The 21,875-nt window shown below is 50.9% G+C and carries 22 protein-coding genes; 19 read left to right on the top strand and 3 right to left on the bottom strand.

The features are described 5' to 3' along the window. Nucleotides 1-868 precede the first annotated feature (868 nt). The 14 genes from CAG64_RS04265 to pgpA all read left to right on the top strand — a co-directional run bounded on the left by CAG64_RS04265 (nucleotide 869) and on the right by pgpA (nucleotide 13,249). Entirely contained in the window at nucleotides 869-2,158 is a 1,290-nt protein-coding gene (locus CAG64_RS04265; protein ID WP_021705862.1) for an NCS2 family permease, read from the top strand. 34 nt (nucleotides 2,159-2,192) lie between these two features. Next, entirely contained in the window at nucleotides 2,193-2,657 is a 465-nt protein-coding gene (gene tet(34) / locus CAG64_RS04260) for an oxytetracycline resistance phosphoribosyltransferase domain-containing protein Tet(34) (protein WP_021705861.1), read from the top strand. A gap of 95 nt (nucleotides 2,658-2,752) precedes the next feature. Beyond that, complete coding sequence (frsA, locus tag CAG64_RS04255) at nucleotides 2,753-4,000, top strand: esterase FrsA (RefSeq protein ID WP_161488315.1); 1,248 nt, start codon at nucleotides 2,753-2,755, stop codon at nucleotides 3,998-4,000. A 102-nt stretch (nucleotides 4,001-4,102) separates the two neighbouring features. Continuing rightward, nucleotides 4,103-4,489: a sigma factor-binding protein Crl gene (crl, locus tag CAG64_RS04250; RefSeq protein WP_021705859.1), complete on the top strand. Its 387-nt coding sequence runs from the start codon at nucleotides 4,103-4,105 to the stop codon at nucleotides 4,487-4,489. Between the two features lie 123 nt (nucleotides 4,490-4,612). Further along, nucleotides 4,613-5,752 carry a glutamate 5-kinase gene (gene proB / locus CAG64_RS04245; protein WP_021705858.1) on the top strand — a complete coding sequence of 380 codons (1,140 nt, stop codon included), beginning with the start codon at nucleotides 4,613-4,615 and terminating at the stop codon, nucleotides 5,750-5,752. Nucleotides 5,753-5,771: 19 nt separating this feature from the next. Next, the gene (locus CAG64_RS04240) at nucleotides 5,772-7,022 is read left to right on the top strand and encodes a glutamate-5-semialdehyde dehydrogenase (RefSeq protein ID WP_161488314.1); all 1,251 of its coding nucleotides are present in this window, start codon (nucleotides 5,772-5,774) and stop codon (nucleotides 7,020-7,022) included. A 104-nt stretch (nucleotides 7,023-7,126) separates the two neighbouring features. Continuing rightward, a complete protein-coding gene (gene nrdR, locus CAG64_RS04235) occupies nucleotides 7,127-7,576 on the top strand; it encodes a transcriptional regulator NrdR (protein WP_021705856.1) in 450 nt (149 codons plus the stop codon). An 8-nt stretch (nucleotides 7,577-7,584) separates the two neighbouring features. Beyond that, entirely contained in the window at nucleotides 7,585-8,688 is a 1,104-nt protein-coding gene (ribD, locus tag CAG64_RS04230; protein WP_040902774.1) for a bifunctional diaminohydroxyphosphoribosylaminopyrimidine deaminase/5-amino-6-(5-phosphoribosylamino)uracil reductase RibD, read from the top strand. Between the two features lie 5 nt (nucleotides 8,689-8,693). Further along, nucleotides 8,694-9,350 carry a riboflavin synthase gene (locus CAG64_RS04225; protein WP_161488313.1) on the top strand — a complete coding sequence of 219 codons (657 nt, stop codon included), beginning with the start codon at nucleotides 8,694-8,696 and terminating at the stop codon, nucleotides 9,348-9,350. A 51-nt stretch (nucleotides 9,351-9,401) separates the two neighbouring features. Further along, nucleotides 9,402-10,508, top strand: a complete 1,107-nt coding sequence (ribBA, locus tag CAG64_RS04220; RefSeq protein WP_161488312.1) for a bifunctional 3,4-dihydroxy-2-butanone-4-phosphate synthase/GTP cyclohydrolase II — start codon at nucleotides 9,402-9,404, stop codon at nucleotides 10,506-10,508. A gap of 211 nt (nucleotides 10,509-10,719) precedes the next feature. Next, nucleotides 10,720-11,190: a 6,7-dimethyl-8-ribityllumazine synthase gene (ribH, locus tag CAG64_RS04215; RefSeq protein WP_021705852.1), complete on the top strand. Its 471-nt coding sequence runs from the start codon at nucleotides 10,720-10,722 to the stop codon at nucleotides 11,188-11,190. Next, complete coding sequence (nusB, locus tag CAG64_RS04210; protein WP_021705851.1) at nucleotides 11,190-11,657, top strand: transcription antitermination factor NusB; 468 nt, start codon at nucleotides 11,190-11,192, stop codon at nucleotides 11,655-11,657. Before ribH ends, nusB begins: the two co-directional genes overlap by 1 nt. Nucleotides 11,658-11,771: 114 nt before the next feature. Beyond that, nucleotides 11,772-12,746 carry a thiamine-phosphate kinase gene (gene thiL, locus CAG64_RS04205; protein ID WP_021705850.1) on the top strand — a complete coding sequence of 325 codons (975 nt, stop codon included), beginning with the start codon at nucleotides 11,772-11,774 and terminating at the stop codon, nucleotides 12,744-12,746. Beyond that, on the top strand, nucleotides 12,743-13,249 hold the full coding sequence (pgpA, locus tag CAG64_RS04200; protein WP_021705849.1) for a phosphatidylglycerophosphatase A: 507 nt from the start codon (nucleotides 12,743-12,745) through the stop codon (nucleotides 13,247-13,249). Before thiL ends, pgpA begins: the two co-directional genes overlap by 4 nt. 55 nt (nucleotides 13,250-13,304) lie before the next feature. On the opposite strand, the gene CAG64_RS04195 is transcribed toward pgpA, so the two are convergent. The 3 genes from CAG64_RS04195 to map form a co-directional block, all read right to left on the bottom strand. After that, entirely contained in the window at nucleotides 13,305-13,688 is a 384-nt protein-coding gene (locus CAG64_RS04195; protein WP_021705848.1) for a DUF3461 family protein, read from the bottom strand. A 114-nt stretch (nucleotides 13,689-13,802) separates the two neighbouring features. Then, entirely contained in the window at nucleotides 13,803-16,427 is a 2,625-nt protein-coding gene (glnD, locus tag CAG64_RS04190; protein ID WP_021705847.1) for a bifunctional uridylyltransferase/uridylyl-removing protein GlnD, read from the bottom strand. A gap of 107 nt (nucleotides 16,428-16,534) precedes the next feature. After that, nucleotides 16,535-17,413, bottom strand: a complete 879-nt coding sequence (gene map, locus CAG64_RS04185) for a type I methionyl aminopeptidase (RefSeq protein WP_021705846.1) — start codon at nucleotides 17,411-17,413, stop codon at nucleotides 16,535-16,537. A gap of 362 nt (nucleotides 17,414-17,775) precedes the next feature. On the opposite strand from map, the gene rpsB reads away from it, so the two are divergent. The 5 genes from rpsB (at nucleotide 17,776) to CAG64_RS04160 (ending at nucleotide 21,872) form a co-directional block, all read left to right on the top strand. Beyond that, complete coding sequence (gene rpsB / locus CAG64_RS04180) at nucleotides 17,776-18,504, top strand: 30S ribosomal protein S2 (protein WP_021705845.1); 729 nt, start codon at nucleotides 17,776-17,778, stop codon at nucleotides 18,502-18,504. 132 nt (nucleotides 18,505-18,636) lie between these two features. After that, nucleotides 18,637-19,479: a translation elongation factor Ts gene (tsf, locus tag CAG64_RS04175; RefSeq protein ID WP_021705844.1), complete on the top strand. Its 843-nt coding sequence runs from the start codon at nucleotides 18,637-18,639 to the stop codon at nucleotides 19,477-19,479. Nucleotides 19,480-19,627: 148 nt separating this feature from the next. Continuing rightward, on the top strand, nucleotides 19,628-20,359 hold the full coding sequence (gene pyrH, locus CAG64_RS04170) for a UMP kinase (protein ID WP_021705843.1): 732 nt from the start codon (nucleotides 19,628-19,630) through the stop codon (nucleotides 20,357-20,359). A 101-nt stretch (nucleotides 20,360-20,460) separates the two neighbouring features. After that, nucleotides 20,461-21,018 carry a ribosome recycling factor gene (frr, locus tag CAG64_RS04165; protein ID WP_021705842.1) on the top strand — a complete coding sequence of 186 codons (558 nt, stop codon included), beginning with the start codon at nucleotides 20,461-20,463 and terminating at the stop codon, nucleotides 21,016-21,018. Between the two features lie 98 nt (nucleotides 21,019-21,116). After that, nucleotides 21,117-21,872 carry an isoprenyl transferase gene (locus CAG64_RS04160; RefSeq protein WP_021705841.1) on the top strand — a complete coding sequence of 252 codons (756 nt, stop codon included), beginning with the start codon at nucleotides 21,117-21,119 and terminating at the stop codon, nucleotides 21,870-21,872. Nucleotides 21,873-21,875: the final 3 nt, after the last annotated feature.

Here is a 21,875-nt window from a genome sequence, read left to right as displayed (position 1 = left end):
CGTTCATTATTACTGACATCATAATGTCATATGCTTTTGGTTTAGTAAGGTTTGGTAACTTGTTTCTTTAATAAGCTGACAATTATGTAATTTAATTACACTAATTTATTGATCTTGGTCATTTGGTGATTTTTTTGTGACTGGAGTCACTTTTGTTCTTGTAATTAAATTTCTTGGTGGTATATTTGTAACCAGCTTCTGAGATGAAGAGTAAATGCTCAAAGGATGAGTCCGATTTATCGCCTCCAGGGAACCGAGAAATCAACGCATTGTTTTTTATATTGATTTTAGAAGGTGATAGTTATGAAAGGTTTACCATCTGCAGCGTTCTGGCTAAACAACTCTGTTTACACTGGCAACTTTGCATACCCAACAAGCTTTGGTTATTAAGATCTCACGCTTGTGACTCGAACAGTTTGTTCACCCCTATATTGGAATATCTTTACAGCTGATTAGCTGACATGATTCAACCGCCACTCAATTTGAGTGGCGTTTTTTTATCCTGCTAACAGCCCATCGATAGAGCTTTAATACTAACGCGGGGTTTCCATTTGTGCACAAATCCCTCCTTATGTATTCGTGATACTTCATATATTAACTGCGGAAATTGTCGCTGTTTATCCATATAAGATTGAGAAAGTGTTGAAAAATACACCAATTAGTTTGCCTTAGACGTTTTTTGTTAGTTTATGATTTTTAAATGTTTTGTTGATTTGTAATCCATTACCTGACGTTTCTGACACATAAAATCCCCGAAAAATATCGCCTTGAGCCCTAACTCCGTCTGGAATTTAATATTTGATAACTTTATAATCTTCGGCCAATCGATTACGCAACCGTTTACTTTTGACCTAAATAGGATTTGATCATGCTCGAGAAGCTATTCAAGCTCAGTGAGAACGGCACTTCAGTCAAAACTGAGATCATTGCGGGGATGACGACTTTCCTCACAATGGCTTACATTATTTTTGTCAACCCTAGTATTTTGACAGCCACTGGGATGGATCATGGCGCGGTGTTTGTTGCCACGTGTCTGGCAGCGGCCATTGGCTGTTTTATCATGGGCTTTGTCGCTAATTACCCGATCGCCCAGGCCCCAGGCATGGGCCTGAATGCGTTTTTCACCTATTCAGTAGTGCTGGGGATGGGATACACCTGGCAGGTGGCTTTGGCCGCGGTCTTTATGTCGGGCGTGCTGTTTATCTTATTGAGCCTGTTTCGTATCCGTGAGTGGATCATCAACTCGATTCCTTTGTCATTGCGTACCGGGATCTCAGCAGGTATCGGTCTGTTCTTGGCATTCATTGCTCTGAAGAATGCCGGGATCGTGGTGGATAACCCGGCAACGCTGGTTTCGCTGGGGGAAATTACCTCACTGCATGCGGTACTGGGCGCGATAGGCTTCTTCCTGACGATTGCTCTGGTTCATCGTGGCATTAAAGGCGCGGTGATGATTGCCATTCTGGCGGTGACCGGTTTAGGGCTGGTATTCGGTGATGTGCAATGGGGCGGGGTAATGTCGACTCCTCCGAGCATTGCGCCAACATTTATGCAGTTGGATTTCTCGTCAGTATTTGAAGTGGGCATGATCTCTGTAGTGTTTGCATTTCTGTTTGTCGATCTGTTTGATACGGCGGGGACACTCGTCGGGGTCGCGACCAAAGCGGAACTGATTGGCAAAGATGGCAAAATTCCACGGTTGAACAAAGCGTTGCTGGCCGATTCAACGGCGACCTCTGTGGGCGCTCTGCTCGGGACTTCCAACACCACATCGTACATCGAAAGTGTGTCTGGGGTAGCGGCTGGTGGTCGCACCGGTCTGACCGCGGTTGTCGTTGGCATTTTGTTCCTTCTTGCATTATTCTTCTCGCCATTAGCCGGAATGATCCCAGCTTACGCAACCTCAGGTGCGCTGTTCTATGTCGCGATCCTGATGTTGTCTGGCCTGGTTGGCATTGACTGGCGGGATCTGACAGAAGCGGCCCCTGTGGTGGTGACCTGCCTGCTGATGCCACTGACATTTTCTATCGCTGAAGGTATCTCAATGGGTTTTATCGCTTACGCGGCGATCAAACTGTTCAGCGGTAAAGGACGCGATGTCTCCCTCAGCGTCTGGGTCATGGCAGCGATTTTCATCATCAAATATGTCGTGGCTTAACGAATTCAATTAAAAAGTTATTAGGTTTTCTACAATGAGCAAAAAATTCATTATCACTTGGGACCAGATGCACACACATTGCCGTGAGCTGGCTGAAAAACAAATGCCGGCAGAGCAATGGAAAGGGATCTGGGCAGTCAGCCGTGGTGGTCTGGTTCCGGGGGCGATCCTGGCGCGCGAACTGGGCATCCGCCACGTCGATACGATCTGTATCTCCAGCTACGATCACGATCATCAACGTGACATGAGTGTTCTGAAAGCACCGGAAGGTGATGGTGAAGGCTATCTGATTGTGGAAGATCTGGTCGACAGCGGCGACACTGCTCGCAAGCTGCGTGAAATGTACCCGAAAGCGAAATTGATTGCAGTGTGCGCTAAGCCATCCGGTGCAGCACTGCTGGATGATTATGTTGTTGATATTGCTCAAGACACCTGGATTGAACAGCCGTGGGATATGGCGATTCAATACATTGAGCCGATCAACCGTAAACAGAAGTAAGCACGGTTAAAAAATAATATTTTGAAAAATGACCCTTTAATGGGTCATTTTTTTTATTACTATAACCTGAACAGAAGCAATAACCGGAAGATGTCATGTCAGAACCAACCAGCAAGAACCTCTCAGAAACGCTTTTTGTCAAACACAAACAAGCCAAAGAGACATCAGCACTGACGCAATATATGCCGAGCAGTCAGGTGGCGCTGGAGGAAAAGCAGCAGCAGGAGCTGCATTCCTGGTATCGCAACTTGCGCCGGCTGCAATGGGTCTGGCAGGGCATTGATCCAATAGAGATGGAAAGCGTGCTGGCGCGCATCGCGTCTTCCAAACATTCGCGTACCCGGGATGAGTGGCTGGATACGGTGATGGGCTACCACGGCGGGAACTGGACGTATGAGTGGACCCGGCTTGGTATGCTGCATCAGAAAAGGGCCAACGATATGCAGGGTGAGAAAGCCGCTGATGAGCTGTTCTCGGCTTCGTTGTGCTTTAGCATCGCCGGTTATCCGCATCTGAAAAATGACAACCTGGCGTTGCAGGCGCAGGTGCTGGCCAACAGCGCTTATAACGATGCAGCGAAGAAAACTAAGTACGTCATCAAGCAGATTGAAGTACCGTATAAAAATAAACGCATCATCGCTAATCTGCACCTCTCGAACACCGAAAAGCCACAACCTGTGGTGATGGTCAGCGCCGGGCTGGACAGTTTACAGACCGACATGTGGCGTCTGTTTCGGGATCATTTTGCCAAGCGGGATATCGCGATGTTGACGGTCGATATGCCCTCCATCGGGCACAGCAGCCACTGGCCGTTGAGTGAAGATTCCTCCTGCCTCCATCAGGCCGTCTTAAATGAGTTACCTAAACTGCCTTGGGTCGATCATCGCCGCGTCGGACTCATTGGCTTCCGGTTTGGCGGCAATGCCATGGTGCGTCTGTCGTTTCTCGAACAAGAGAAAATCAAAGCGTGTGTCTCGCTGGGGGCACCGATTCACGATGTGTTGTCGTCACCGAATAAACTGAAAATGATGTCAAAAATGTATTTGGATGTGCTGGCTTCGCGCATGGGCAAATCGGCTGTCGACATCAACAGTCTGGCCGGCCAGATGATGGCTTGGTCGCTCAAAGTGCAAGGTTTTCTCTCCAGCCGAAAAACTAAGGTGCCGATTCTGGCGATGAGTATGGAGGGGGATCCTGTGTCTCCGCCATCGGACAACCAGTTGGTCGCGCTGTTTAGCGACTACGGTAAAGCGAAGAAAATCAGCAACAAGACAATTTCAAAAGGATATGAGCAATCCCTCGATTTGGCGATAAATTGGTTAGAGGATGAACTATTTAGATGACTTTCCAGCGGATTTAGTTAACAGTGAACTTATGGGTAGAAAATAACCATATGATTATTACCCAGTTTAAGGGCATTCTTAACATGAAAATGGAGAGTCACAATGTCAGAGAAGACAAGTCCTACTCATTATCGTTTGTTGACGGCACTGAAAGCAATTGGGCCTTATTTGCGCGAGGGACAATGCGCAGACGGCTTTTACCTGTTTGACTGTTTATCGGTCTGCGTGAATGACCAGAAATCCCCGGAAAAGCGCGAGTTTTGGGGCTGGTGGATGGAGTTAGAACAGGAAGAAAAAGGCTTTGCGGCCAAGTATCACATTGGACGTTATAACGTGGAAGGCGAGTGGGTAGTGACCGACCTGCCGCAACCGGCCATTCAAGATGTGAACAAAACTCAGGAAGAGTTTCACCTCAAGCTGGTTAACGCTCTGGATGACAAGTTTGGCCTCAGTGTCGAATTGCATGATGAATCGGTTGAATTCGTCTGATTTTCCCCATCTTCCCCTTCTGAAATACAAAAAGGTGCTTTTCTAGCACCTTTTCTGCTTGTTAATTCTGTGCTGGATTGCTAAAACAAAGCCTCTCGTACGTTTTTCATTTCAAAAGACATCATGACAACGAATCAACAAAGTGTAACCGCTCAGCAACCCAAAACGGTTGTCGTAAAACTTGGTACCAGTGTTCTGACTGGTGGCACGCTGGCGTTGGACAGAGCTCATATGGTAGAGCTGGTCCGTCAGTGTGCGGAGTTAAAAAAACAAGGCCACTCAGTGGTCATGGTATCGTCAGGTGCAATCGCAGCTGGCCGTGAGCATTTAGGTTACCCCGCACTGCCCAATTCGATGGCGAGCAAACAGTTGTTGGCGGCGGTGGGGCAGAGTCAGTTGATTCAGGTGTGGGAATCGTTGTTCGCCATTTACGGGCTGAAAATCGGTCAGATGTTGCTGACCCGCGCGGATCTGGAAGATCGGGAGCGTTTTCTCAATGCGCGCGACACTATCAATGCGCTGGTCGACAACGGCATTATTCCCGTGGTGAACGAAAACGACGCGGTGGCGACCAGTGAAATCAAAGTGGGCGACAACGACAACCTTTCAGCACTGGTCGGTATTCTCTGTGGTGCGGACAAACTGCTCCTGCTGACCGACCAGAAGGGCTTGTTTACGGCCGATCCGCGCAAAGATCCCGACGCTGAGTTGATCAAAGAAGTCAAAACCATCGACGCCACGCTGCGCAAAATTGCGGGCGGTTCCGGGACCACGCTGGGTACCGGCGGGATGGCGACCAAGCTGCAGGCGGCGGACATCGCGCGCCGCGCCGGGATTGAAGTCATCATTGCGGCCGGCAGTGCGCCAAACGTGATTTTTGACGCACTCAGTGATGAACCACACGGTACCCGTTTTCTGCCGTGCTCTGAGGCGCTGGAAAATCGTAAACGTTGGATCCTGGCCGGACCGGCGGCGGGCGGCGACATCTTTATCGATGACGGTGCGGTTAATGCCGTGGTCGGCAAGGGCAGCAGCCTGCTGGCCAAAGGGGTGGTAAAAGTCAGTGGTGAATTTGCTCGCGGCGAAGTGGCGCGCATTACCAACCGACACGGCGACTTGATCGCTCGGGGGATCACCAGCTACTCCAGTCGGGATCTGGCCAAAATTGCCGGTAAACACAGTAACGACATTCTTGCTATTCTGGGCTACGACTACGGCTCTGAAATCATTCACCGTGACGACATGGTAGTGATCACGGAATAACGCTTAAGAGGGAAAGCACGTGGATTTAATGAACATGGGCAAGGCGGCCAAAGAGGCTGCTTTCCACCTGGCAACCGCCTCGACGGCGCAGAAAAACAGAGCTCTGGCCATGATTGCCGATGAGCTGGAAGCCAACGCTGATACCATTCTGGCGGCCAATGACAAAGACATTCAACTCGGTCGTGAAGCTGGCCTGAGTGACGCATTGCTTGATCGCTTGCTGCTCAACTCAGAGCGCCTGCAGAGTATGGCCAACGATGTACGCAATGTGATTAGCCTCAATGACCCGGTGGGGAGCGAAATCGACAGCAAAGTGCTGGAAAACGGCATGTCGCTGTCACGCCGACGTGTCCCATTGGGAGTGGTCGGGGTGATTTACGAAGCGCGGCCGAATGTGACCATCGATATTGCGGCGCTGTGTCTGAAAACGGGGAATGCAAGCATTCTGCGCGGTGGCAAAGAAACTTTCTTCTCCAATATGGAGCTGGTGAAGGTGATTCAATCGGCGCTGGAAAAAGCGAAGCTTCCTGCGGCTGCCGTGCAATACATTGAAAAACCGGATAGAGAGCTGGTGACCCAGCTGCTCAAGCTGGATGATTATGTCGATATGATCATCCCTCGCGGCGGCGCTGGTTTGCATAAAATGTGTAAAGAAAACAGCACGATCCCTGTGATTATCGGCGGATTCGGCATCAGTCATATGTTTGTTGACGACAGTGCAGAGCTGGACAAATCACTGGCTGTGATTGAAAACGCGAAAGTACAGCGTCCATCGGCGTGTAACGCGCTCGATACCTTGCTGGTGCATGAAAACGTGGCGGCACAACTGTTACCAAAGCTGGCGGCTCGCCTGGCTGGCCGTGTGACTTTCGTCGCGACACCTGAGGCTAAAGCACTGCTGGGGAGTGCCGCTGAAATGCGTGAGGCCGTGCACGGGGACTTCGATACGGAGTGGCTGAGTTACACCTTAGGGGTGAAGCTGGTGGCGGATGTACGGGAGGCGATCGAGCATATGCGACAGCACAATGCCAGTCATTCGGATGCGATCTTAACTAATAGCCTGAAAAATGCGGAGTTGTTTATTAACTCGGCGGGCTCGGCGGCGGTGTATGTTAATGCCTCGACCCGCTTTACCGATGGTGCACAGTTTGGACTGGGCGCGGAAGTGGCCGTCTCAACACAAAAACTGCACGCCCGTGGGCCTATGGGCTTGGAAGAGCTGACCAGTTACAAATGGGTAGGCGTGGCAGATTACCTGTCGCGTAGCTAGCAATTCTGGTGCAAAGTCACCGTAAAAAGGGGCGTTGACGCCCCTTTTTGTTTTCTTCACCGAAGCAATTCCGCTACACTACCAATCAATTACTTGGAGGTGATATGCATTGTCCTTTTTGCTCTGAGAACGACACTAAAGTGATCGATTCTCGTCTGGTGGCGGATGGTCATCAGGTCAGGCGTCGCCGTCAGTGTCTGGCGTGTGGTGAGCGCTTCACCACATTTGAGAGCGCCGAGTTGGTGATGCCGAAAGTGATCAAGTCGAACGGCAATCGTGAACCGTTCAATGAAGACAAAATGGTCGGTGGTATTCAGCGTGCGCTGGAGAAACGCCCGGTCAGTGCTGATTCGGTGGAACTGGCCATCAGTCAGATCAAATCCAAGCTGCGGGCAACCGGTGAACGCGAGGTACCGAGCGAAATGATTGGTAACCTGGTGATGGAGCAGCTGCGTGAACTGGATAAAGTGGCCTATATCCGATTTGCGTCCGTATACCGTAGTTTTGAAGACATTAAAGAGTTTGGTGAAGAGATCGCCAGGCTGGAAGATTGATGCACACCATGCCGACTTTTACTCCTCTTGATTATCAAATGATGTCCCGTGCCATTCAATTGGCCAGACGGGGCGTCTACACCACGGCTCCCAATCCGAATGTCGGCTGTGTCATCGTGTGCGATGGCAACATTGTCGGTGAAGGCTTTCATTACCGTGCCGGCGAACCACACGCGGAAGTGCATGCACTCCGTATGGCGGGCGAGCGGGCTCGCGGCGCGGTGGCGTATGTTACGCTTGAGCCATGTTCGCACTATGGCCGAACTCCGCCCTGCGCCGAGGGGTTGATTCGGGCGGGTGTGAGCAAAGTGATTTGCGCCATGGAAGATCCGAACCCCAAAGTGGCCGGTCGAGGCATTACTATGCTGCGTGAAGCGGGGATCGAAGTCGCGGTGGGGTTACTGGAGCAAGATGCGCTGGCACTCAACCCTGCTTTTATTAAGCGGATGAAAACTGGCATGCCGTACGTGCAACTGAAAATGGCGGCCAGTCTCGATGGTCAAACGGCGCTGGCCAATGGTCAGAGCCAGTGGATCACGTCTGATGCCGCGCGTCAGGATGTCCAGAAATACCGTGCACAGGCCGGCGCGGTGCTTTCAACTAGCCGTACGGTAATTGACGATGACGCTTCTCTGAATGTGCGTTACGACGATCTTCCTGCTGGAGTAACGGCGCATTACGCACGCCAGGATGTACGCCAGCCTGTGCGGGTGATCCTCGATCGCCAGCAAAATCTGCTGCCAACACTTAAACTGTTTAATACGGCTGGAGAGGTCTTGGTTGTGTCTCCGCAAGGGGATGTCGCCACTAAGTTGGCTGAAGATGGTCACATTGATCTGGCGACGACACTGGCTATTTTAGCCAACGAGCATCACATTCATCACCTGTGGGTTGAAGCCGGCGCCACATTGGCGAGCGCGCTGCTCAAACAGCGTTTGGTGGATGAGCTGGTGATTTATCTCGCGCCAAAACTGATGGGCAGTGATGGACGAGGCCTGTTCGGCGCACTGGGACTGGACACGATGGACCAGGCGATCGAGCTGGATATTCAGGATGTACGCCCGGTAGGAAATGACCTTCGTATCGTGGCTAAGTTAAAACACAAAGATTAACGAATATGTTTACCGGAATTATTGAGGCGGTCGGTACCCTGACTGCCATCACCCCAAAAGGGGAAGACATCAGTGTGACGGTCGATGCCGGTCAACTGGACATGAGCGACGTGAAATTGGGTGACAGTATTGCCACCAATGGTGTTTGCCTGACGGTAACACACCTTGATGGACGCCGGTATACGGCAGACCTGTCGGTCGAGACGATGAACAAAACCGGCTTCACTGGCTACAAGGTTGGCGATACAGTCAACCTGGAAAAAGCCATGTTGCCAACCACGCGGTTTGGTGGCCATGTTGTTTCAGGTCATGTGGATGGCGTGGGCGAGATTATTGAACGTCAGTTGGTTGGACGGGCAATCGAGTTGTGGGTCGCGATGCCGCAAGAGATTGCACGTTATGTGGCTGAAAAAGGGTCGGTGACGGTGGATGGCATCAGCCTGACGGTCAACGGCCTGCGTAAAAACGCATTCAAACTGACGATCGTACCGCACACCTCTCAGGAAACCACCATTGACCAGTTTCAGGTCGGACGCCGGGTGAATCTCGAGGTGGATGTGATGGCCCGATATATGGAGCGTCTGCTGCAGGGCGCTGATGAAAGCCAGGAGCCGCAGTCTCGCCTGACAATGGAATTCTTACAACAAAACGGCTTTGCCTAACTTGGCGGGCCGCCTGGCCGATGAATAGCCCAAAACAACAGGAATAAAATCATGCCGATTAGTACGTCACAGGAAATTATTGATGATATTCGTCAGGGGAAAATGGTGATCCTGATGGATGATGAAGATCGCGAAAACGAGGGCGATCTGATCATGGCTGCCGAGCACATTACGCCGGAAGCGATCAACTTCATGGCCACCCACGGACGCGGCCTGATCTGCCTGACCATGACCAAAGAACGTTGTTTGTCTCTCGGCTTGCCGCCGATGGTGCAGGACAATAATGCGCAGTACACCACCAATTTTACTGTCTCCATTGAAGCGGCTGAGGGCGTGACAACCGGCATTTCAGCGGCAGATCGTGCACGCACGGTTCAAGCGGCGGTGGCGAAAGAGGCCAAAGCGTCGGATCTGGTTCAACCGGGCCATATTTTCCCGTTAGCGGCACAGGACGGTGGAGTACTGACCCGCGCAGGGCACACTGAAGCGGGGTGTGATCTGGCGCGTCTGGCGGGGCTGGAGCCTGCGTCCGTGATCGTTGAAATCCTCAATGATGATGGCACCATGGCACGCCGCCCGGATCTGGAAATTTTTGCCGATAAACACGGCATCAAACTCGGCACCATTGCGGATCTGATAGAGTATCGCAACAACACCGAAACCACGATAGAACGCGTTGCTCAATGCAAGTTGCCGACCGAGTTTGGGGAATTTGAACTGGTGACTTATCGTGACACCATCGACAATCAGATCCACTACGCGTTGAAAAAAGGCAGCCTGGAAAATACGCCTTTGGTGCGCGTGCATCTGCAGGATACCTTTACTGATCTGCTGCGCAGTGATCGCAATGCTGAGCGCAGCTGGACGCTGGACAAAGCGATGAAACGCATTGGCCAGGAAGGTGGGGTTCTGGTGATCCTGGGGAATGAAGAATCGGCGGATCTGCTCATCCACCGGGTCAAAATGTTTGAAGCTCAGGACAACGGACAGGCTCCGACCATGGCGAAGAAACAGGGCACCTCTCGCCGTGTGGGGGTTGGGTCGCAAATTCTGGCTGACCTGGGCGTGCACGATATGCGTCTCCTGTCGTCCAGCAATAAGAAGTACCATGCGTTGGGGGGATTTGGCCTTAACGTTGCTGAATACGTGTGCGAATAGTCCCGCTTCTGACCTGACAGACAGAGACAGTCACACAGCCCGCGATGCGGGCTGTGTTTTTTTCTGCTGGGGCTGATGAAGAAAGCGTTGCTCGGTGCTGTGCCTACTCAGAAGGTGGAGCCGACGTGGCAAATTTCCATTAGATATTGCTCACAAATCTATGCTAGAATCCGGCGATTCTCACTTGATGAACAAAGTTAAAGGAAAGCTTATGAAAGTGATCGAAGGTGGTTTCCCTGCACCAAATGCAAAAGTTGCGATTGTGATTTCTCGTTTCAACAGTTTCATTAACGAAAGCCTGTTGTCTGGTGCCATCGACACTTTAAAGCGTCACGGCCAAGTGAGCGACGAAAACATCACAGTAGTACGCTGCCCGGGTGCGGTCGAGCTACCACTGGTTGCACAACGTGTTGCAAAAACCGGTAAATTTGATGCTATCGTTTCGCTAGGTTCTGTAATTCGTGGTGGCACACCACACTTTGACTATGTTTGCAGTGAAATGAATAAAGGTCTGGCGCAAGTGTCTATGGAGTTTAGCATTCCTGTGGCATTTGGTGTTTTGACCGTTGATACTATCGATCAAGCTATTGAACGCGCAGGAACCAAGGCTGGTAACAAAGGTGCAGAGGCTGCACTGAGCGCACTTGAGATGATTAACGTTCTGTCTGAAATTGATTCCTAATGGGGGCCAGTGTGAAACCAGCCGCACGTCGTAATGCACGTCAATTTGCGCTACAAGCTATCTACTCATGGCAAATTACCAATGAGAACGTAGCAACTATCGAAGAACAATTCCTTTCTGGTGGCAAATATGATGAAGAAGAACATCATGCCGCTGAGCCTGCTCTGGCTGCACCAGAAACTGACGTTGCTTACTTCCGTGATCTTCTGACCGGTGTGGTACTGAGCCACAAAGAGCTGGACAGCAAGATCCGCCCATACACGTCCCGTCCGATGCAGGACTTGGACATGATGGAGCTGGCGCTGCTGCGTCTGGCGATGTACGAAATGACCCGTCGTGAAGATGTACCTTACAAAGTGGTGATCAACGAAGCGATCGAACTGGCTAAAGTGTTCGCCGCAGAAGACAGCCATAAGTTTGTTAACGGTGTGCTGGACAAAGCCGCACCGCATGTACGTAAGAAATAAACGTTTTCTGTAAATAAAAAGGTCAGCACACGCTGGCCTTTTTTGTGATAATTAACTCATGCTGACCATGACGGGTCGGCATGCCAATCAGTCATAAGGAACCAGGACCTGCCAATGTCTGGGGAATTTAACCTTATCGAAAAATACTTTGTGGGACGCCAGTCGCAGCGCAAAGATGTGCTATTGGCGGCCGGCGATGATTGTGCACTGGTTCAGCCGCCGGACAATGTGGCGCTGGCCATTAGCACCGATACGCTGGTGGAAGGCACTCACTTTCTGAAATCAGCCAACCCGGGTTGGGTGGCGCACAAAGCGCTGGCTTCCAACATCAGTGATTTAGCCGCCATGGGAGCCACGCCTGCATGGGTCTCATTCGCTCTGACCATGCCGCAGGCAGACGAAGCTTGGCTGGCTCCTTTTTGTGACGCCTTTTTCCAGCTTGCCGACTATTTTGGTATTCAGCTAATCGGCGGGGATACCACCAAGGGGCCGTTGTGTCTGACCTTGACGGTGCAAGGGTTCGTCCCGAAAGAGCGTGCCCTGACTCGCCACACTGCTCAGGTTGGCGACTGGATATACGTGACTGGTGATCTCGGTGATAGCCGCGCCGGACTGGATGTGATTCTGGATGCGAACAAACGGTCTTTGCCGTTTGCCGATAAACTGGAAGAGCGCCATTTTATCTCTACACCTCGGGTGTTGGCCGGGCAGGCTCTGTTGAATATTGCCAGCGCGGCTATCGATATATCAGATGGTCTGATTGCCGATCTGGGCCACATTCTGCAACGTTCATCGGTCGGTGCCAGTATTGATGTGGCGGAATTGCCATTGTCGGCGGAACTGTTGCAGTTTCTCGGTGATACCACCCAAGCGCAGCAATACGCGCTGACCAGTGGGGAAGAGTACGAGCTGTGTTTCACCGTCCCGCAAGAGTACCGGGGCACGTTGGACAGTGCGCTGGCGCACTGTGGTACGAAAATCACCTGTATCGGCCAGATTCGCCCGGCCGGTACGTTCGAGTTACATCAGGGCGGCAAGCCGGTAGAATGGCAACTGCACGGTTTTGACCACTTTAAGGCAGGAAAATGACCAATCCACTTTCTTTGATTTCTTTGAAAAATCCCTGGCACCTGCTCGCTACCGGATTTGGCAGCGGATTGTCTCCGATTGTCCCGGGCACCATGGGGACACTGGCGGCGGTGCCGTTCTTCCTGTTGCTGGCGCAGTTGCCTTTGCCGTTGTACATCATTGCGGTACTGGCGTCGTGTCTGATTGGGATCAAAATCTGCCAGGTTACGTCCGACGACATGGGAGTGCATGATCACGGCTCGATTGTTTGGGATGAATTTTCCGGCTTCTGGATCACCATGCTGGTGGTGCCCTGGTTTCAGATCCCGCTCAGCGACTGGAAATGGTTGTTAACAGGATTTGTGTTGTTCCGAATTTTCGACATGATCAAGCCCTGGCCGATCAGTTGGCTGGACAAAACCGTCCACGGTGGCTTCGGGATTATGCTGGACGACATTGTTGCCGGGATCATGGCTGGGATTGCATTGTATCTGGTTGGACACTTTGCGGGTTGGCTGAGTTGAAAGCTTAGCTGTCCGTGTTCTAGAAAAGAAAGGCTCCGAATGGAGCCTTTTGTGTTTATTTCAGTTTGTCTAAATCAGCTTCAATCTCAGCGATCTTGCTGGCCACTACTTTTTCCAGATGTTTGAGATCCGACAGGATCTTCTGCTTAATATCTGTTTCAGTGTGTTTTTCCGGCTTGGTCAGTTTGTTCAGTTCATCGATAACCAGAGTCAGGTTTCGGTTGATCTCAGTGACTTCCTTGTATTGATGGCTGCCGCTGTCGACCAAGACGTTTTTCACCTGTCGCGGATACTTGAACTTGACACTCTTCGCAAACAGTTCGCCTTTCTGCTTACGAAAATAGATCTTCAGTACGTCTTTGTGCGCTTCCTGGCGTAGAGAGTAGCGCTCTATCTGTTTAGGATCCTGGATGCCTAAGCCGGTGAGGTTTGGATACATAAGTGACCTCTTAATGTTTGTCTCTGAAACAGTACCACCTTCCTACTGTAGCAGTCTAAAAATGTGTCAGATAGCTGATATTTAAACCAAATGCCTAACTTGTGGGCGAGATCGCTAGTTCGGTGCCAGCTCAGCCACATTGTCGATGAGTGAAGCCCGCAGGGCTTGCTCTTCGTCTTCGCTCAGGCGGCCGCCATTGTGACTGGTGAGAATAAATAAATCCTCGGCTCGTTCGCCAATGGTGGTGATTTTCGCCGCATGCAGGTTGATGCCAAGATCCGCAAACGTTGCCCCAACGGTGGCCAGCAGGCCGGGAGTATCCAGAGCAACAAATTCCATCAGGGTGCGTTTTTTGCTCTTGGTTGGCAGAAAATCCACCTGAGTGCGGACTTTAAAATGCTTGAGCTGACGCGGTACCCGGCGCGGCCGGATTTTAACCGGACGGCTGTCTTGCAGCACGTGTGTCAGGTGCTTAATGATGGCATTGTGGCGATTTTCCTCCACCGCATTACCGAATTGATCGAGCACCATAAAGGTATCCAGCACGTAACCGTCTTTGCTGGTCATGACCTGTGCATCGTGGACATTGAAGTTACGTCGGTCAAGCTCGGCCACTACAGTAGCGAACAGCGCATGTTGGTCTTTGCTGTAGACAAATACTTCGGTGCCTCCACGGGTGGCTTTTTTGCTCACCAGAATCAAGGGCTGATCCGGATCGTCATGGCGCAGCAGGTGGGTGCAGTGCCAGGCGATTTGTTTGTGAGTGTGACGTAAGAAGTAGTCGGCTTTAAAACGTTGCCATAGCAGCTCGATCTCCCGTGCGGCAAAGCCTTCTTTGCGCAGCAGCGCCGACGCCAATTGCTGGTTGTGACGAATGCGATCACGGACGTCGACCGGATTTTCCAGCCCGCGGCGCAGCGCACGTTGGGTTGAATAAAACAGCTCAGCCAGTAGGGTGCGTTTCCAACTGTTCCACAACTCCGGGTTGGTGGCGCAGATATCGGCCACGGTCAGACACACCAGATACTCCAGGTATTCCTCGTCGCGGACCGTTTTCGCAAACTCGGCTATCACGTCCGGATCGTAGATGTCACGACGCTGCGCCGTGACGGACATCAACAGGTGATTGAGCACCAGCCACGACACCAGTTTGGCTTCGGGTTTGGACAGGCCATGTTCGATACAGAAACTGTAGGCCTCTTCTGCGCCGATTTCGGAATGATCCCCGCCGCGGCCTTTGCCGATGTCATGGAAAATCGCGGCCAGAATCAGCAACTCTTTTTTCTGCAGCCGAGGGTAGACCTCACAGCAGATCGGGTGTTTGTCGTGATTACTGGCGTAGCTAAAGGTATTGATGTGTTTGAGCAGACGGATGCTGTGTTCGTCGACGGTGTAAACGTGAAACAGGTCAAATTGCATCTGGCCGACAATCTGGCTCCACTGTGGCAGGTAAGCGGCCAGTACTCCGAGTTTGTGCATCAAGCTGAAGGCTTTATGTAATGCGTTAGGGTGGCGGCACAGCTCCATGAACTTTTCCCGAGCCTCCGGGATGGTGTGGAGAAACTTGTTCAGGCGACGGCGGGCGGTGCGCAGTTGACGTAGCGTCGGCGGAGCGACGCCTTCGATGCTTGAATCGTTAGCAATATGGATAAACATGTCCAGAATGGTTTCTGGCCGGGCCTGAAACAGCGCCGGTTTGCGCGCTTCTATCAGCGGCCCGCGACGCTGAAAATCATCACTGAGGATTTGCGGTGGTGCCTCAATGCCGTTTTCTAAGATGGCCTGGTCGAAAATCTTGAGCAGCATTTTGTTAAGTTCTGCCACCCGGCGCAGTGTGCGATAGAACTCTTTCATCATCATCTCAACTCCGCGGTTGCCGTCGCCGACAAAACCGAGGTGTTCGGCCACTTTGACCTGATGGGCGAACGTCAACCGGTTGTCGTAGCGTTTGAGTTCTATGTGCAGCGCAAAGCGCACCCGCCAGAGAAAGTCCTGACACTCGACCAGTTCACGGTATTCGGCATCGGTCAGAAAACCAAAGCGGCTCATCTCAAACAGAGAGGTGGCGCCGAAGTGGCGGCGGGCAATCCAGCCCAGGGTGTGAATATCGCGCAGCCCACCCGGTGTCGACTTGATGTCCGGTTCCAGATTGTAGGTTGTGTCGTGGTAGCGGGCGTGGCGTTCGCGCTGCTCTTGTACTTTCGCTTTGTAGAAGGTCTCACTCGGCCAGAACGATTCAGAATGAATAACCATCTTGAGCTGATGAAACGTATCTTCACAACCACACAGCAGGCGCGCTTCCTGTAAATTGGTGGCCACGGTCAGATCGCGGCGGCCGATGTCGGCACACTCGTCCACGGAGCGCACGGCATGGCCGACTTCCAGCCGCAAGTCCCACAGTAAGGTAATGAACTCACTGACTTTAGTGCCCATCGATTCCGGTAACGGCTTGCGTGATACCACCAGAATATCTATGTCTGATAAGGGGTGCAGTTCGCCTCGGCCATAACCGCCCACCGCCACCAGACTGATGTTGGGCAGAGCGTCAAAGCCAAAGTGTTGCCACAAACGGAACAGCAGCAGGTCAATGTACTCTGCCCGGCCGAGGACCAAGTCGGTCACCGGATGATGTTTGAGGAATTCCTGCTTCTGATACTCGGCAAACAGGTCCAGCTGATTTTTCAGTTCACTGACGCTGAGTTGTTGTTCAGAAAAAGTCAGAGGTGATTGGTAAGGCATACGCGGCAATCCATGCGGTTAACTCCATAATCATTCAATTTATCAAAACGGAGCCAATAAAAAAATATCCCCGCAGGGCGGGGATATTCAAAAGGAGGTCACAAGGCTTACAGGTTGTTCATATGACGCGGGATGGTGTCATCGCTACGCAGGGTCATCACCTCACAGCCTTCTTTCGTGACGACAATCGTGTGTTCGTATTGCGCCGATTTTTTGCCGTCGCCGGTGTACACCGTCCAGTCGTCCGCGGCGTCGACGCTTACGCCAAATTTGCCCGCGTTAATCATCGGTTCGATGGTGAAACACATACCTTCTTTCAGTACACGGCGGTCGCTGTTTTTGTAATGTACCACTTGCGGTTCTTCATGGAATTCATTGCCGATGCCATGACCACAAAAATCTCTCACGATAGAAAACTTATTGCGTGGGTTCTTTTTGTTGTTGTCTTTGATGTATTTCTCGATGGCGCTGCCGATGTCACCAACCGTCGAGCCAGGTTTGACGGTGCGCATACCGACGTAGAGCGCTTCCTTCGTCACCATACACAGGCGTTTGTCTGCCGGTGACACCTCGCCCACCAGGAACATTTTAGACGTATCTCCGTGGTAGCCTTCCGGGCGTACGCTCAGATCGGCCTTTTCATCATTGGGCACGATCACGGTAATATCGACGTTAATAATGTCACCGTTTTTCAGTACCGCTGGCTTTACCTGACCATTGCTGCCCACTTCGTCTTGTGTGGCAGGGATACCGTGACACACGATGTGGTTGATCGATGTACAGATAGATTTCGGGAAGCCGTGGTAGTTCAGCGGTGCTGAGTATGCGCCTCGCTCCAGAGCGTAGTCGTGACAGATCTGATTCAGTTCCTCTGTCGTTACACCCTCTTTAATGTGAGGTTCAATCATTTCAAGAACGTCGGCAGCCAGTTTTCCGGCGATGCGCATACGCTCGATTTCTTCAGCAGTTTTGATCTTGATAGACATCGACTTCTCTCTGTTTATTCTGGAGCACAGAATGTGCTTGTGGTCGCATTCTAACAGGATGTGTTGAGAATGTGTATTTGTCTTATTTCTGCCGTGGCGCTTGAGTGGTTTGAAGGCGAGTTACGGCGCGTCTGCCAGCCTGGTAACGGGCAATTTTTTCTGGTCAAGAGTGGCGGTTTTGTGATATAAAGCGCGCCGGAAACTTGGTTCGTTTTCTTCGAAAGGCGAAGCGGATTACGTTTCCGACTATACTTTTATCTTTAAATCACACACATTCCGACACATGTTCCGGGGTGCCCGTCTGATAGACAGGGTCGGATTCATGGGGGATGTGGAGGCCTAACCCCATAGAGGATTTTAAAATGGCAACTGTATCAATGCGCGATATGCTGAAAGCTGGTGTTCACTTCGGTCACCAGACTCGTTACTGGAACCCAAAAATGAAGCCATTCATCTTTGGTGCTCGTAACAAGGTTCACATCATCAACCTAGAAAAAACTGTACCGATGTTCAACGACGCTCTGGCTGAGCTGGCTAAAATCGGCGAGAAAAAAGGTAAAGTTCTTTTCGTAGGTACTAAGCGCGCTGCATCTGAAGCTGTTAAAGAAGCTGCTATCGCAAGCAACCAGTTCTACGTAAACAACCGCTGGTTGGGCGGCATGCTGACTAACTACAAAACTGTTCGTCAGTCTATCAAGCGTCTGAAAGAGCTTGAGACTCAATCTCAAGACGGTACTTTCGACAAGCTGACCAAGAAAGAAGCTCTGATGCGTACTCGCGAAATGGAGAAGCTAGAGAAATCTCTTGGTGGTATCAAAGACATGGGCGGCCTACCAGACGCTCTGTTCGTAATCGACGCTGATCACGAGCACATCGCAGTTAAAGAAGCGAACAACCTAGGTATTCCAGTATTTGCTGTTGTTGATACCAACTCTAACCCAGATGGTGTTGACTACGTTATCCCAGGTAACGACGACGCGATCCGTGCGGTACAGCTATACCTGAACGCTGCAGCTCAAGCTGTGTCTGAAGGTCGTAACCAAGACGTTGCAGCAGCTGCTGAAAAAGACGGTTTCGTAGAAGCTGAATAATAGCGGCTCTGTGTCACACTTAGTTTTATGTGAAACCAAGTTGTCGCATAAACTAAGTTATAGTTAGCATCAGGGGCCGACAATGTAGGCCCCTGATTTTTACCATATCCAGAATCAACTGAGGAATAGAGAATGGCTGTTACTGCTGCTCTAGTTAAAGAACTGCGCGAACGTACTGGCGCAGGCATGATGGAATGTAAGAAAGCGCTTGTTGAAACCAACGGCGACATCGAACTAGCAATCGAAAACATGCGTAAATCAGGCGCTGCTAAAGCTGCTAAGAAAGCAGGTAACCTAGCAGCTGAAGGCGCGATCATCATCAAAGACGCTGATGGCGTTGCCGTTCTTCTTGAAGTTAACTGCCAAACTGACTTCGTTGCTAAAGATGCTAACTTCGCTGCATTCGCTGAGAAAGTTGCAGCTGACGCGCTGGCTTCTAAAGCTTCTGTTGAAGAACTACAAGCGAAATTCGAAGAAGAGCGTGTTGCTCTGGTCGCTAAGATCGGTGAAAACATCACTATTCGTCGCGTACAATACGTTCAAGGCGCAGCTATCGCTTCTTACCGTCACGGTGAGAAAATCGGTGTAGTTGTTGCTGGTGAAGGCGATGCTGAGACTCTGAAGCACGTAGCTATGCACGTTGCTGCTTCTCGTCCAGAGTACCTGAACCCTGAAGACGTACCTGCTGACGTAGTAGAAAAAGAAAAAGCGGTTCAAGTTGAAATCGCGATGAACGAAGGTAAACCTGCAGAGATCGCAGAGAAGATGGTTGTTGGCCGTATGAAGAAATTCACTGGCGAAATCTCTCTGACTGGTCAGCCATTCGTTATGGAACCTAAGAAATCTGTTGGCGAAATCCTGAAAGAGAAAGGCGCTACTGTTTCTGCATTCGTTCGCCTGGAAGTAGGTGAAGGTATCGAGAAACAAGAAGGCCTGAGCTTCGCTGAAGAAGTCGCACTGGCGCAGAAAGGTTAATCCTTAGCGACGTGCACAATAAAAAGACCGTGGCCATGGCTGCGGTCTTTTTATGAGTAGCGGCCGATTTGCCGTGATGGATGCAGGTTAAGTGAGCCTTCATCCATGACTGTTAATCAATAACTCTCTTTTTTGGAAGGTAAACTCCATGACTACGAACCCTAAACCGGCATATCAACGAATTCTGTTAAAACTGAGTGGTGAAGCGCTGCAAGGCAATGAAGGTTTTGGTATTGATCCTGCGGTACTGGATCGTATGGCGCAAGAGGTCAAAGAACTGGTTGAACTGGGTGTTCAGGTGGGCGTGGTTATCGGTGGTGGTAACCTGTTCCGCGGTGCAGGTCTGGCGGAAGCGGGTATGAACCGTGTTGTGGGTGACCACATGGGGATGCTGGCAACGGTAATGAACGGCTTGGCGATGCGTGATGCCTTGCACCGTGCTTACGTGAACGCACGTGTAATGTCGGCAATTCCACTGCAAGGTGTGTGTGACGACTACAATTGGGCAGATGCCATCCGTGAACTGCGTCAGGGCCGCGTGGTGATTTTCTCGGCAGGTACCGGCAACCCATTCTTTACAACCGATTCTGCGGCGTGTCTGCGTGGTATTGAAATTGAAGCCGATGTGGTGCTTAAAGCGACCAAAGTCGATGGCGTATTTAGCGCAGACCCGGTAGCAAACCCGGACGCAGAACTGTATGATAAGTTGTCTTACAACGCTGTTCTGGAAAAAGAACTGAAAGTGATGGATTTGGCAGCGTTCACACTGGCTCGTGACCACAAAATGCCAATCCGTGTATTCAACATGAATAAACCAGGCGCCCTACGTCGCGTGGTGATGGGCGAAGCAGAAGGCACGCTGATCAGCGTCGCTGAATAACAGACTCAATTGCCATCGACACTCTCAGGTCGATGGCGTTGCCTTTTGCTTAAACCCTATTAGGCTTTCTTTTAGAAAGAAGACATATCTAAGGTGAAACTGTGATTAACGAAATCAAAAAAAGCGCTCAGGAGCGCATGGACAAAAGCGTTGAAGCGCTAAAAAATAACCTTTCTAAAATTCGTACCGGTCGTGCTCACCCAAGCCTGCTATCAGGTATCAATGTGGAGTATTACGGTGCACCAACTCCTCTGAACCAGGTTGCAAACGTAGTTGCTGAAGATGCACGTACTCTGGCTATCACGGTTTTCGATAAAGAACTGACACCTAAGATTGAAAAAGCGATCATGCAGTCTGACCTGGGCCTGAACCCAATGTCAGCAGGCACTGTGATCCGCGTTCCGCTGCCGCCGTTGACGGAAGAGCGTCGTAAAGATCTGGTGAAAATCGTACGTGGTGAAGCCGAAGGTGGTCGTGTGGCGATCCGTAACATCCGTCGTGACTCTAACAGCGAACTGAAAGCACTTCTGAAAGACAAAGAAATTTCAGAAGACGAAGATCGCAAAGCACAAGACGAGATTCAAAAACTCACCGATGCAGCTGTTAAGAAAGTTGACGAAGCACTGGCTGCAAAAGAAAAAGAGTTGATGGAAGTGTAATCGCCTATAAACTCGACATTTCTGGAAACGCTGTGCTCGCAGCACAGCGTTTTTTTGTGCTACTCTTATGCCCCGTTGATAACCCACATAACCTCCTTATGCAGAACTCACAACTCTCTCCTGACTCTTTACCTCAACACATCGCGATCATCATGGACGGCAATGGCCGTTGGGCAAAGGCTCAGGGTAAACCACGAGTTTTTGGGCATAAAAATGGAGTGGCTGCGGTACGAAAAACCATTTCGACAGCCGCCAAGTTGGGGATTAAAGCGGTCACTCTGTTTGCGTTTAGCAGCGAAAACTGGCGTCGACCAGAAGAAGAAGTTGGCGTTCTGATGGAGCTTTTTATCAGCGTATTGTCGACAGAAGTGAAGAAATTACACAAAAATAACCTGCGTCTGCGCATTATTGGCGACAAGACCCGTTTCAGCCAGCGTTTGCAATCGAAAATTGCCGATGCGGAAGCGATGACCGCTGGCAACACAGGCATGGTGATCAACATTGCGGCGAACTATGGCGGCAAATGGGACATCACCGAGGCCATGAAAGTGGTGGGCCAGCAGATTCAGGACGGGCAACTTCAGGCGTCAGATGTGACAGAAGAGCTGATCGCTCAACATCTGACTATGGCCGATCTGCCTGATGTTGACCTGTTGATCCGCACCAGTGGTGAATGTCGGATCAGCAACTTTATGCTTTGGCAGCTGGCGTATGCTGAGCTGTATTTTACTCCGGTTTATTGGCCTGAGTTTGGAGAAGAGCACTTATTAGATGCAGTGACTTGGTTTGTTAATCGTGAAAGACGCTTTGGTTGTACCGGTGAACAAATCAAGGCATTGATGAACAACTCATAAAGG

Origin of the sequence: Vibrio sp. V38_P2S17PM301 (genome assembly GCF_009904845.1) — a bacterium.
Taxonomy (GTDB): domain Bacteria; phylum Pseudomonadota; class Gammaproteobacteria; order Enterobacterales; family Vibrionaceae; genus Vibrio; species Vibrio proteolyticus.
This window is presented reverse-complemented; position numbering and strand designations above follow the sequence as displayed.